This window comes from Christiangramia echinicola DSM 19838 (assembly GCF_000423065.1).
Taxonomy (GTDB): domain Bacteria; phylum Bacteroidota; class Bacteroidia; order Flavobacteriales; family Flavobacteriaceae; genus Christiangramia; species Christiangramia echinicola.
Genome location: NZ_AUHG01000011.1, coordinates 154451 through 168359 on the forward strand (window position 1 = coordinate 154451; position 13909 = coordinate 168359).

Here is a 13909-nt window from a genome sequence, read left to right on the forward strand (position 1 = left end):
TGGATTATTATTAGAAGCGAATTATTTTTTTTTAAAAATAACATTTTTTATAATCTTAAAATAAAACTGCTAAATTTTATGAGTCGGGAATCTACTAGGATGATCCTATTTTAGGGTGTGGTTGAATTCCGTAAATTTATGCCCGGGTGACCAATTTCACTTATTAATTTAAAATCAAATTAAATGAAGAAAATAAAATATATCGTTCTTTCTGTAATTTTTTCTTTATTGTTTTCGGCTTGTAAAAGTTCAAAAGTCGTGGATAGACCTATAGAATTTGAACAGGATCGAATTGATCTTACGCTTCAATATATGAAGGATAGATATGGGCTTAAACGTAATACACCAGAAATTGATCCAAAGATGATCGTTTTGCACTGGACGGCGATCCCGAATTTAGAAGATTCGTATAGGGCTTTTAAAAATCCAGAATTACCCCAATCAAGAGAATCAATTTCCGGAGCTAGTCAATTAAATGTTTCGTCTCATTTTCTGGTAGATCAGGATGGAACGATTTATCGTTTAATGCCAGAAACTACAATGGCTCGTCATGTCATTGGCTTGAATCATACCGCGATAGGAGTAGAGAACGTGGGCGGAACTGAAAATACTCCATTAACAGAAGCCCAGGTTGAATCAAATATCTGGCTGGTAAATTATCTAAGTGACAAATATGATATTCAATATGTGATTGGGCATTATGAGTACACAAATTTTGAAGACCATGAATTATGGCTGGAGAAAGATTCAGGTTACAGAACTGAAAAAACAGATCCGGGAAAGGATTTTATGGATAAAGTACGAAGTGCTACTAAGAACCGCAATTTCAATAAAGTTCCATCAAGAAAATGAATATGAAAAAGATCTTAAGTTTAGTATTGGCAATATGTGCTATCTCTAATATTTCATTAGCACAGAAAACTAATTTTTCTGATAAATTATATGAGAGCTATTCAGAATATAAAGAAGAGAAGATTATTAATAGAAGAATAAAACACGCAGACGTCTCCTCGCTGATTCGAAATTTTGATTCTCGAAAGAATATCAATATCCAGAAGGTTGGAGAGTCTATTGAGGGTAGAAGTTTAAACCTAATTAGTTTAGGAGATGGAGATACTGAGGTCTTTCTATGGTCTCAGATGCACGGGGATGAATCAACGGCTACCATGGCTATTTTTGATATTCTTAATTTTTTCGACTCAGATGATTTTTCCGAAGAAAAGGACTTGATGTTGAGTAATCTTAGCATTCATTTTCTGCCGATGTTGAACCCAGATGGCGCTGAGAAATTTACTCGTCGTAATTCGTTAGGAATTGATGTAAATCGTGATGCCTTGAGGTTGCAATCTCCTGAAGCGAAAACTCTAAAAAGAATAAGAGATAGTCTTGATGCAGATTTCGGTTTCAATTTGCATGATCAGAGTAAATATTACAATGCTGAGAGAACAGAGAAACCTGCCACGGTTTCATTCTTAGCGCCGGCCTATAATTATGAAAAAAATATAAACGAAGTTCGGGGCAACGCCATGAAGGTGATCGTGCAAATGAATAAGGTGCTTCAGAAATTTGCACCTGGACAGGTAGGGCGGTATAATGATGATTTTGAGCCAAGGGCTTTCGGCGATAATATTCAAAAATGGGGTACTAGTACTATTCTAATAGAATCTGGTGGGTATCCAGAAGATCCCGAAAAGCAGGAAATACGAAAATTGAATTTTGTAAGTATTCTTTCAGCGCTTTATTCGATAGCTTCAGAAGAATATAAAACTGAAGAAATTTCAGAATACGAGAATATTCCAAATAATGACCGTATGTTATTCGACCTTAAAATAACCGGGCTAAATTATGAATTAGAAGGTGAGACCTATGTTCTGGATCTGGGAATAAATACTTTCGAAAATGATCTCGAGGAAAATTCAGATTTTTATTATACGGGAAGGGTTGTGGACCAGGGAGACCTCTCCACAAGTTATGGATATAATCAGGTAGATGCTTCTGGCTTGAAATATGAAAATGCTAAGATCTATCCTGAGAAAATAATGACAAAAAATGAATTGGAGAATCTGGATCCTGCGAAGTTATTGCAAGAGGGCTATGCTTTTGTGAAAGTAGATTCCACTCTGCTAAAAGAAGATTATTCTAATTATCCTCTAAATCTTGTTGCTGACAGTTTTAAAATAGGGGAAAGGTTAAGACCAGGGGTAGTAGCAAATTTCTTTCTTTTAAAAGATGATGAAGTGAAATTTGCGGTTATAAATGGTTTTTTTACCAACCTTGAAGATCCACAAAGGGATATAAAAAATACGCGCATCTTTAATTAAACCAAAGTTATTTATAAAGGCGGGCTAAGGGAATTTAGAAGATTTAGATTACTTATCTTTGCACGCTATGATTTCAGAAGAGACAAAAGAACTGGTAGATAGAGGAATTATGCTTCCGTTAATGGAAGAATTCTATACCATTCAGGGAGAGGGATACCATAAAGGTACAGCTGCTTATTTTATAAGGATTGGAGGCTGCGATGTGGGTTGTCATTGGTGCGATGTAAAGGAAAGTTGGGATGCTGAAATCCATCCTCCAACGCATGTTGGGCAAATTGTTGAAAACGCTACAAAGTTTAGTAAAACTATAGTTATTACAGGTGGAGAGCCTCTAACCTGGGATATGACCGAATTGACCAGGAATTTAAAACATAAAGGTTGCGATATTCATATTGAAACTTCGGGAGCCTACGATCTTACAGGAACCTGGGATTGGATCTGTTTGTCACCGAAGAAAATAAAGCTTCCAAAACCTGAAATTTATCCTTTAGCAAACGAACTTAAAGTAATTGTGTTTAATAAGCATGACCTTAAGTTTGCAGAAGAGCAGGCTGCAAAAGTTAGTGATGAATGTATTCTTTATCTCCAGCCAGAATGGAGCAACCGGGAAAAAGTGATTCCTATGATCGTAGATTATGTCATGGAAAACCCGAAGTGGAAAGTTTCTCTACAAACACATAAATACCTCAATATCCCATAAAAAAAACGCCCGTTAAGGGCGTTTGATCTTTCAGTCTTTTATAAACCTGTAATTACTTCGCAGATTCAAAAGGTACTTTAACATAGCTATTGTCCCATCCAATTAGAAGGTCTGCACCTTTATTAGATTCTTGAAATGCCATTGAAAGTGATTCAATAGTATTTGGAGCTTGTCTCACAGGTACGTTAATGCGTACTTTGTCTTCTTTATCTGTGTACTCATATGCACCCCAGGTGTTTGTTTTGTTATTCAGGATAACTGTCCATTCCTTTTCTCCGGGAATTGTATACAGAGTGTAAGTTCCAGCTTTTACTACTGCATCGGCAACCTTCATGTCTTTATATAAAGTAAGTTCAGTCGCTTCATTGGCTCCAGTTCTCCATACTTCACCATAAGGAATTAGTTTTCCAAAGATCTCACGGTTTCGTTTTTGAGGACGGCTGTATATAACCCTGGCTACTGCAGCATCGTTCTTGTCTTTATACATAGCAAGATCCATAGGGCTGGCATCCATTTTAGAGAATTTCAATTCCTCTTTGGAAAAATTCACTTTTCCATCCTCCTGTGCGTTTATGGGATTTGAAATAAATAAACAAATCGCGCTTAGTCCTCCTATTATAAACTTTTTCATGTCTTTTCAGTATTGATTTATATTTTCAATAAAGATAACTGAAGCTTCCTGTTAGGTTTGTTAAAAAACATCAAAGTTGCTGTTAAAATTTATAGGCTTTTATGAATGAAAGAATTTGGAGTATTATTCTCCATTTCGGTTGAAAATTAATTCTATTATGATCTTTTGTATTATCAAAAGTAAGTGAAATAGGTTTATGTGTTTTATAAAGATAAGTCTAATCTCATATTTGTATTGTAATTAAAAACAATATAAGTCATGTGTGGAATTTTAGCAGTTATCGGAAAAGACGTAGAGGCAGAAAAAATTAGTAGTCTGTCTAAAAGAATGTCTCATAGAGGACCCGATGAAAGCGGATTAAAAATTACAGAGGAAGGTTATGTGTTATCGCACGAACGTCTTTCTATTGTAGATCTAACAACAGGAATTCAACCTATTCAGGGAACCCGTTCAGCATGGATGGTTCACAATGGGGAGATCTATAACCATATGGCTTTAAGAAATAATGAATTAAGAGATCATTCTTTTAGAACAACCGGGGATTCAGAGGTCATAGTGCACCTTTACGAAAAGTATGGTTACGATTTTGTAGATATGCTTGATGGAGTTTTCTCCTTTGTAGTGATAGACGGGGATGATTTTATCGTGGGTAGGGATCCAATCGGGGTTAAGCCACTATATTATGGAACAGATGATTCTGGAGCGATGTGGTTTGCTAGTGAAATGAAAGCGCTTGCCGATCATTGTGTTGAGTTTTCAGCATTTCCTCCGGGTCATTATTATACACCTGCAACAGGGTTTGTGAGATTTTATAAGCCGGAATGGTTTGAGTCTGAAAAAGCAATTCAACCGGCAGATCTTACAAAATTGAGAGAAAGCCTTATTGAGGCTACCAGGAAAAGATTAATGGCAGACGTGCCTCTGGGTGTATTGTTGAGCGGTGGACTGGATTCTTCATTAACATCGTCTATTGCCGCTCGTCTAATCAAGGATTCAGGTCAGAAACTACATTCTTTTTCTATTGGATTAGATGCTGATGCTCCAGATCTTAAAGCAGCAAGAAAAGTTGCGGAGTTTCTTGGAACTGAACATTCTGAAATCCACTTTACGGTAGAAGAGGGTATAGAAATATTAAGTCAGTTGGTATGGCATTTAGAGACTTATGATGTCACTTCTATCAGAGCGAGCACGCCTATGTATTTTCTTTCAAAAGCAATTGCCGAAAAAGGAATTAAAGTAGTGCTTTCAGGAGAAGGTGCAGATGAGATCTTTGGTGGATACCTTTACTTTAAAAACGCTCCTTCTCCAGAGGAGTTCCAGAAGGAAACCATTAGAAGAGTGCAAAGACTGGCTACTGCCGATTGTTTAAGGGCAGATAAGTCTACTATGGCGCACGGATTGGAGGCTAGGGTGCCGTTCCTTGATAAAGCCTTTTTAAAGACAGCTATGGAGATGGTGCCAGAAGAAAAAATGGCGAGCACTTATGACGGAGCTGAGAAATATATTCTTAGAAAAGCTTTTGATACTCCGGAACAACCATTTCTTCCAGAGGAAGTTCTATGGCGACAAAAAGAGCAATTTAGCGATGGAGTTGGGTACAACTGGATCGATCAGCTTATAGAATATGCTTCCAGGCAGGTGAGTGATGTGCAAATGGAAACCGCTGCTTCAAAGTTCCCGGAGAACACTCCTGCAACTAAAGAAGCATATTTCTACAGAGAACTTTTCCATAAACATTTTCCTCAGGATTCAGCTGCAAAAACAGTGAAAAGATGGATCCCGAAATGGCAAAAGGATCTTGATCCAAGTGGAAGGGCAAACGAAACTCATGTTGCTCCTGGTATGAAAAAAGAAATGGCCAAACTTTAAAATTTATAACATCTCAAATAAATAACCCGAAGTGTTTCAGGATAACTGAATGCTTCGGGTTTTTCCACATAATTTGTTGATAACTTAAGGGGTTATAAGGTTGCTTCAACCTGTTAAAAATATGCGTTTTGTTATATTTGTTCGTTATCCAAAATAGACGAAATTAATTAGCGTATATATGAGCGAAGAAGCTAAGAAACATAATTATTCAGCCGACAGTATTCAGGCACTGGAAGGCATGGAGCATGTTCGTATGCGGCCTTCAATGTATATTGGTGATACAGGCGTTAGAGGTCTGCATCATTTGGTATATGAAGTTGTTGATAACTCTATCGATGAGGCCCTTGCAGGACACTGTGATAATATAAAAGTTACTATCAATGAGGACAATTCCATTACTACCGAAGATAACGGTAGGGGGATTCCTATTGATCTTCATAAAAAAGAAGGTGTTTCCGCACTTCAGGTTGTAATGACCAAAATTGGTGCAGGGGGTAAATTCGATAAAGATTCTTATAAAGTTTCCGGTGGTCTTCACGGGGTTGGTGTTAGTTGTGTGAATGCACTTTCTGAACATCTTTCCGCAACCGTTTATAGAGACGGGAAAATATGGCAACAGGAATATGAGTTGGGTAAACCACTATATCCTGTAAAGCCTACAGGAGAGACTGATTTGAATGGTACTATTGTAACCTTCAAGCCAGATCCTAGTATTTTTACGCAAACTTTGGAGTATAATTATGATACTCTTGCAAGTCGTATGCGTGAACTTGCATATTTGAATAAAGGAATTAGAATAAGCCTTACAGATAAAAGGAATAAGGAAGATAACGGGGAGTTTGTCCATGATGATTTTCATTCTGAAGAAGGACTGAAGGAGTTTATAAAATTCCTTGACGGTAACCGTGAACCTATTATTGGAGATGTGATCTCTATGGAAGGTGAGAAGAATGATATTCCTGTTGAAGTTGCGATGGTTTATAATACTTCATTCAACGAGAACCTACATTCGTATGTGAATAATATTAATACGCATGAAGGTGGAACGCATCTTTCAGGTTTTAGAAGAGGTTTAACAACTACACTTAAGAAATACGCCGATTCTTCCGGTCTTCTTGATAAAGTGAAATTTGAAATTACGGGAGATGATTTCCGTGAAGGTTTAACAGCGATTATATCTGTAAAGGTTGCTGAACCTCAATTCGAGGGGCAGACTAAAACCAAATTAGGTAACCGTGAAGTAACTTCAGCGGTATCTCAGGCGGTTTCAGAAATGCTTGAGAATTATTTAGAAGAGAATCCGAATGATGCTAAAACCATCGTTCAAAAAGTAATACTTGCTGCGCAGGCTAGAAATGCTGCGAAGAAAGCCCGTGAAATGGTTCAGCGTAAAACCGCCATGAGTGTTGGTGGTTTGCCTGGGAAATTATCTGACTGTTCAGAGCAGGATCCGGAACAATGTGAAGTATTCCTAGTTGAGGGTGACTCGGCGGGTGGTACTGCCAAACAGGGTAGAGATAGAAAATTTCAGGCGATTCTTCCTTTAAGAGGTAAGATTCTTAATGTTGAAAAGGCGATGTCTCACAGGGTTTTTGATAATGAAGAGATCAAGAACATTTACACAGCACTTGGTGTAACTATTGGTACTGAAGAGGATAGTAAAGCACTGAATCTTTCAAAACTTAGATACCATAAGGTTGTGATCATGTGTGATGCCGATGTTGATGGTAGCCACATTGAAACATTGATCCTGACTTTCTTCTTTAGATATATGAAAGAATTGATCGAGAATGGTCATATCTATATAGCAACACCGCCACTTTACCTTGTTAAAAAAGGTCAGAAGAAGCGTTACGCCTGGTCTGAGAAAGAGCGTGATGAGATAGCTGCTGAATATAGTGGAGGAGTTCAGATCCAGAGATATAAAGGTCTTGGGGAAATGAATGCTTCACAGCTATGGGATACCACTATGGATCCAGATTTCAGAATTTTAAGACAGGTGAACATTGATAATGGGGGGGAAGCCGATAGGATCTTTTCTATGTTGATGGGAGATGAGGTTCCGCCACGACGAGAATTCATTGAAAAGAACGCTAAGTATGCTAATATTGATGCATAATCAAAGCAAAAAGATTTAATAAAAGACCCACACCTTACTAATATGTGTGGGTTTTTTACGTTAGTCAAAATAACGGGAATTATATTTTATTATTTTTATCAAACTTAAACCCAAGTCATTGTGAAAAACCTGAAAAAACTTTTTCTATTAATCCTGGTATTTATATCTGGGAATTCCTTTGCGCAATTAATCCCTGAAGAAGGTCAGCAAATCGTAGATGATTTATTGTTCCTGGCAGATGGATTTGCAAGTCCGGCATCAGAGAGTGCTGCTTATCAGGCAACAGCTAGCTGGTTTACCTCTGCAAGAGCATTAGAACCTTGGAAGGTAGATGTTTCCTTACATGGGAATGCTCTTTTTGTGCCTTCGAGTAAAAAGCAATTTACCGTGAATTCTGGAGATTTTGGAAACCTGACAATTAATGATGGAGATGGTGGAGCTCAGGTTCCAACTGCTTTTGGCGGTGGATCTGAAGTGATGTTTAATGGTAGTTTTATGGGGGAGGAATTCTCTTTTCAGGCTATTGAGGGTATAGATAAAGGCGCTTTAATTTATCCGTTTGCACAGGTGTCTGTAGGATTGCCTTATGGTTTTCAAGTTGGTGTACGGGCATTACCCGGGCTGGAAATAGATGGTGCTGAGTTTAGTACCTATGGGGTTGGACTTAAACATAATTTCAGTCAGTATTTTAGATTTAATGATGAAGATGATTTGCAAATAGCTGGAATCCTGGCCTATGATATTTTCGATGTAAAATATGAATTTGAACAAATTAGTGTTCCAGACCTTGTAAATCTAAATCTTATAGATGTAAGCGCAGGTGTATGGATGGCAGAAGTTATGGCTTCAAAGAAATATGAAAATTTTGAGATTTTTGGTGCGTTGGGTGTTGCCCAGTCAGACTTTGAATACGAATTTGGAGGAAGTGGTGTGGCTTTACCAATTATAAATAATGAATTAGTTAGGTTAAACGATAAAGAAGCTCAGTTTAAGGGAGATATAGGATTTAATTTATACTTCAATAAATTCAAAATCTCTACGATGGCTACAGCCGGGAAATTCGTGAATGTAAATTTGGGGCTTCACTTCCTCTTATAGATTCTATTTGATTTAACCATTCCTTATTATTATTACTGCCTCATTATTCGTAATTTCGCAGTCATTATTAATAGAAATTAAATAATATTTTAACATGAAAGTTACTATAGTAGGAGCAGGTGCCGTTGGTGCCAGCTGTGCCGAATATGTTGCCATCAAAAATTTTGCCTCAGAAGTTGTGTTGCTTGATATAAAGGAAGGTTATGCTGAAGGTAAAGCAATGGACCTTATGCAAACCGCAACTCTAAATGGCTTCGATACAAAAATAAGTGGAAGTACAAATGATTACTCAAAAACTGCGAATAGTGATATCGCTGTGATCACGAGTGGTATTCCACGTAAACCGGGGATGACCAGAGAAGAATTAATAGGTATTAACGCCGGGATCGTTAAAGAGGTTTCTGCAAATCTTATCAAGCATTCTCCAAACGTTACACTAATTGTGGTTAGTAATCCTATGGATACAATGACCTATTTAGTTCATAAAACTACAGGGCTTCCAAAAAATAAGATCATAGGAATGGGTGGTGCTTTAGATAGTGCTCGTTTCAAATATAGACTAAGTGAGGCTTTAGAATGTCCTCCATCAGATGTTGACGGGATGGTAATTGGTGGTCATAGTGATACTGGTATGGTGCCACTTACCAGGCTCGCTACAAGAAACTCTGTTCCAGTTACGGCTTTTCTTTCTGAAGACAGGCTTAATCAGGTTTCAGAAGATACTAAAGTTGGAGGGGCAACTCTTACTAAATTATTAGGAACCAGTGCATGGTATGCTCCAGGTGCTGCAGTTTCTGGCTTGGTACAGGCTATTGCTTGTGACCAGAAAAAAATGTTTCCATGTTCAGCATTATTAGAAGGTGAATATGGGTTAAACGATCTTTGCATAGGTGTGCCGGCCATTCTTGGAAAAGATGGATTAGAAAAAATTGTGGAATTACAATTGGATGATGCTGAAATAGCAAAAATGAAGGAGAGCGCAGAAGGTGTTAAAAAAACCAATGGTTTGCTTGAGTTATAATTTTTTAGCAAAATTCATTCAGAATAACATGAAAAGCCACAATTTTTGTGGCTTTTTTGTTAGTAGAAAAAGTTAAAATTATCCAAAAAAAAATATTGGGATTTGATAATTGAAGTCCTATATTTGTCCGTTTTTAAAATAGACCTAATAATCAATAATTTGAGGAATAATGCAGAATAAAGGACTGATAAGAGTTTTTGCAATTTTGTTTGGGCTGGTGTGTCTTTATCAGCTTTCATTTACGTTTATAACAAATAATGTTGAGACTGATGCTGAGGAGTTCGCCTTTCAGAAAATAGGTGAAGATGTAGATAATTACTCTGAACTACGTGACCAGGCCGAGGCCAGTTACCTGGATTCTATTGGTAATGATGATGTTATTGCGGGAATTACCTACAATGACGCGAAAGACAAAGAGCTGAACAAAGGGCTTGACCTTAAGGGAGGAATCAACGTGATCCTTCAAATTTCCGTAAGAGATATCTTAAGCGGATTGGCAAATGATTCCAGAGATCCTGCTTTTAGAAAAGCTATTGCTGAAGCTGACGAAGCTCAAACCGATAGCCAGGAGAATTATATAGACCTTTTCTTCGAAGCTTTCAATAATATCCCGAACGCAGAACTTGCCTCTCCTGATATTTTTGCAAATAAAACTTTAAGTGACGAGGTGAACTTCAACATGAGTAATGAAGAAGTTGAGCCAGTCATTAGAAAAAAGATAGACGAATCTATTACTTCTGCTTTTGAAGTACTGAGAAAACGTATTGATAAATTCGGTGTTACTCAGCCAAATATTCAGCGTCTTGGAAATTCAGGAAGAATTCTTGTTGAATTACCAGGTGCTAAAGATATCAGCAGGGTAAAGAACCTTTTGCAGAGTACAGCTCAGTTAGAGTTCTGGCATGTATATAAGAACAATGAATTAGGAAATTTCCTTGTTCAGGCTAATAATAGACTAGCTGAAATGAAGCGTTCTGAAGACGTATCTACTCAGGAAGCAGATTCTACAGCTACTTCGGGAGATGACGAAATCGATGAGCTTTTAGCGGAGTCTGAAGATAGTACTGAAGTTGAAACAGGAAATAACCCACTTTTCGATCTAATTGTTTCTCCTGGATATCAGGGAGGACCGGTAATCGCAACTTTTAAAGTTCAGGATACTGCGAAGGTGATGAATTACCTTCAGAATCCTCAGGTTCGTTCGATCTTACCATCTCAATTAAGATATGCGAAATTCGTTTGGGGAGTTCCAGATGCAGATACTCAAACAACAGGTCTATATGCCTTAAAAGGTAACCGTAACATGGAGCCACCTTTAAGTGGTAGTGTTATCACAGATGCTCAGCAAACCTACGATCAATTAGGTCGTATTGCCGTGAGTATGCAAATGGATGGAACCGGAGCTAAGATCTGGGAAGATATGACTGGAAAAGCTTCAGCTGAACAAAGTCAGATCGCTATTGTACTTGATAATATTGTTTATTCTGCACCAGGAGTTTCTACAGGAGCTATATCTGGAGGTAGAAGTGAAATAACCGGAGACTTTAATATTACAGAAGGTCAGGATTTAGCAAACGTATTACGAGCTGGTAAACTTCCTGCTTCTGCAGATATTATTCAAAGTGAAGTAGTAGGGCCATCTCTTGGTCAGGAAGCAATTGATAGTGGTATTAATTCTTTTGGTATTGCTTTAATCCTTGTCTTGATCTGGATGATTCTTTACTACGGTAAAGCAGGTCTGTTCGCAGATGTTGCTCTTGTAGTAAACATTCTATTTATTTTTGGAATCCTTGCCGGTCTTGGAGCTGTCTTAACTTTACCTGGTATTGCCGGTATTGTTTTAACTATTGGTATGTCTGTTGATGCGAACGTACTTATCTTCGAAAGGATCAAGGAAGAACTAGCGAAAGGAAAAGTTCAGAAAGATGCCATTAAAGATGGTTTCAATAATGCTTTATCTTCAATTCTGGATGCTAACATAACAACTGGTCTTACAGGTTTAATCTTATTCTTATTAGGAACAGGGCCAATTAAAGGATTTGCTACTACCTTATTAATTGGTATTGCAACATCTTTATTTACTGCAATTTTCATTACAAGATTATTCATAGATGGATATGGTAAAAAAGGTAAGTCTCTTGACTTTACTACTTCTTTAACGAAGAACCTATTCACAAATATGAATATCAACTTCCTTAAGAAAAGAAAAGTTGCTTATATCATTTCAGGTTTATTCATCGTAGTTAGTGTTGGATCATTATTTACGCAAGGTCTTAACGAGGGTGTTGACTTCGTAGGAGGTAGAACATATACGGTAAGATTTGCTGATGATGTAAGCCCTACTGAAGTTCAGAATGATCTAGTAGCAACTTTTGGTAGTGCAGAAGCTAAAACTTTTGGACCAAACAATCAGCTGAAGATCACTACCAAATATAAAGTGAACGAAGAAGGATCTGAGGTTGATGAAGAAATTCAAAGATCGCTATTCGAATCTTTAGGTTCTTACCTTCCTGCAGAACTAACTTATGAGGAGTTCGTTGACGGAGATGATAATAAGCAGGTGGGTGTAATGAAGTCTATGAAAGTTGGAGCTACGATTGCTGATGATATTAAGAACGCTTCATTCTGGGCTGTATTAGGTTCCCTGATCGTTGTGTTCCTTTATATCTTATTACGTTTCCGTAAATGGCAATTTAGTATAGGAGCGGTTGCAGCTGTATTCCATGATGTATTAGTTGTATTAGGTATCTTCTCTTTACTTTACAAAGTGATGCCTTTTAATATGGAGATAGATCAGGCGTTTATCGCAGCGATCTTAACCGTAATTGGTTACTCCCTGAATGATACCGTGGTTGTATTCGATAGAATTAGAGAGTATGTGAACGAGCATACTAGCTGGGATCTTGATAGAACTGTGAATGCAGCACTAAATAGTACTATTAGTAGAACCTTGAATACCTCGCTTACTACCTTGGTAGTATTGCTTGCAATCTTCATCTTTGGAGGAGAAAGTATCAGAGGATTTATGTTCGCTCTTATCGTAGGTGTGATTGTAGGTACTTACTCATCGCTATTCATCGCTACACCGGTGATGTTCGATAGTGTGAAGAAGAAGTCTTCAATTCAGAAGAAAGAAAAGCCTGAAACTGAAGAGGCAACTGCTGTTTAATATAAATGGTTATATATTTGAATTTAAAAATGCTTTCCTGAAAAGGAAAGCATTTTTTTTATCTAAAAATCGATGAAATTATTTTTAGGGAGATCTACAAAAAACTGGTTGTTCTATTTAGGAATTATCAGTATCCTTTTTGCTAGTATATATGCATACGTAGTAGGCGAGGATATGGTGAAAAGTTCCAGGAACTATTCAGATATGTCTCTGGAGGTAGTTTTAATATTGGTACTAATATTAGCGCCTATAATCGAAGAATTCATTTTTAGAGGACTCTTTACAGGAAGAAAGTGGATGAAGATTGTTTCCTTAATACTTATTCCGCTAATTGTTCTTGCTTCTGATAATGGTTGGTTGGATATTGTATTATTACTCCTCTTCGTTATAGCATATTTCCTCAATCAAAAATATCCCAGTGAATATATTAGAAACTTGGCACTATTGGCAAATGTGCTTCTATTTGCTGCTGTACATTATAAAATGGAAGAAATAATTGATCCTGAATTGTTCTATTTTGCTTTTTTCCAGATTGGCCTGGGTTCATTATTGCTATGGTCTATCGTTAACTTCGGAATTATTCAAGCGATTGTATTGCATTTTGCATGGAACGCTACATTAATGATATTCATGTTTTATAATCTTCATTATGTAGATGCTAGTTTGAATGTTTATGAAAATTCTGATTTTAAGGTTGAATGGAAAAGAGTTCCCAGGTTCAATTCAAAATCTTCTTCGGTTAGAATAGTTAATGAAGATTCTATAATTGCCAATAATATAGAAGCAAGAGAATTATATCAATTATTAGATTCCAGCAATGAGTCTGACTCAGGTGAGAATATAAGACTTTTACAAACCGAAGGTTTTATGAAATATGACTTTGAAATCATTTCAAAAAAAACAGGTAAGCAATCTATTAAAAGGGAAGCGCTTGGTTTCTTAGAAATAGATTTGATCTATCGTTATAGAAGAAAGTAGGAT

10 protein-coding genes are annotated in these 13909 nt (G+C 37.0%); 9 read left to right on the forward strand and 1 reads right to left on the reverse strand.

The genetic code is table 11. The annotated features are described in order from the left end of the window. Positions 1 to 183: 183 nt before the first annotated feature. The 3 genes from G530_RS0105720 (at position 184) to G530_RS0105730 (ending at position 3021) form a co-directional block, all read left to right on the forward strand. Positions 184 to 852, forward strand: a complete 669-nt coding sequence (locus G530_RS0105720; protein ID WP_026933618.1) for an N-acetylmuramoyl-L-alanine amidase — start codon at positions 184 to 186, stop codon at positions 850 to 852. A gap of 2 nt (positions 853 to 854) precedes the next feature. Then, entirely contained in the window at positions 855 to 2321 is a 1467-nt protein-coding gene (locus tag G530_RS16590; RefSeq protein WP_035716082.1) for a M14 family metallopeptidase, read from the forward strand. A 67-nt stretch (positions 2322 to 2388) separates the two neighbouring features. After that, complete coding sequence (locus G530_RS0105730; RefSeq protein WP_026933619.1) at positions 2389 to 3021, forward strand: 7-carboxy-7-deazaguanine synthase QueE; 633 nt, start codon at positions 2389 to 2391, stop codon at positions 3019 to 3021. Positions 3022 to 3073: 52 nt separating this feature from the next. On the opposite strand, the gene G530_RS0105735 is transcribed toward G530_RS0105730, so the two are convergent. Continuing rightward, positions 3074 to 3652, reverse strand: a complete 579-nt coding sequence (locus tag G530_RS0105735) for a DUF2911 domain-containing protein (RefSeq protein WP_026933620.1) — start codon at positions 3650 to 3652, stop codon at positions 3074 to 3076. A 258-nt stretch (positions 3653 to 3910) separates the two neighbouring features. On the opposite strand from G530_RS0105735, the gene asnB reads away from it, so the two are divergent. The 6 genes from asnB to G530_RS0105765 all read left to right on the forward strand — a co-directional run bounded on the left by asnB (position 3911) and on the right by G530_RS0105765 (position 13906). After that, positions 3911 to 5521 (forward strand): asparagine synthase B, encoded by a 1611-nt coding sequence (gene asnB / locus G530_RS0105740; protein WP_026933621.1) that lies wholly within the window; start codon positions 3911 to 3913, stop codon positions 5519 to 5521. A 178-nt stretch (positions 5522 to 5699) separates the two neighbouring features. Further along, positions 5700 to 7640 (forward strand): DNA topoisomerase (ATP-hydrolyzing) subunit B, encoded by a 1941-nt coding sequence (gene gyrB / locus G530_RS0105745; RefSeq protein WP_026933622.1) that lies wholly within the window; start codon positions 5700 to 5702, stop codon positions 7638 to 7640. A gap of 120 nt (positions 7641 to 7760) precedes the next feature. Continuing rightward, positions 7761 to 8738, forward strand: coding sequence for a DUF6588 family protein (locus G530_RS0105750; protein ID WP_026933623.1), 978 nt, complete (start codon positions 7761 to 7763; stop codon positions 8736 to 8738). A gap of 94 nt (positions 8739 to 8832) precedes the next feature. After that, positions 8833 to 9759 (forward strand): malate dehydrogenase, encoded by a 927-nt coding sequence (locus G530_RS0105755; RefSeq protein WP_026933624.1) that lies wholly within the window; start codon positions 8833 to 8835, stop codon positions 9757 to 9759. 169 nt (positions 9760 to 9928) lie between these two features. Then, positions 9929 to 12928 (forward strand): protein translocase subunit SecDF, encoded by a 3000-nt coding sequence (gene secDF / locus G530_RS0105760; protein ID WP_026933625.1) that lies wholly within the window; start codon positions 9929 to 9931, stop codon positions 12926 to 12928. A gap of 72 nt (positions 12929 to 13000) precedes the next feature. Next, a complete protein-coding gene (locus G530_RS0105765) occupies positions 13001 to 13906 on the forward strand; it encodes a CPBP family intramembrane glutamic endopeptidase (RefSeq protein ID WP_026933626.1) in 906 nt (301 codons plus the stop codon). Positions 13907 to 13909: the final 3 nt, after the last annotated feature.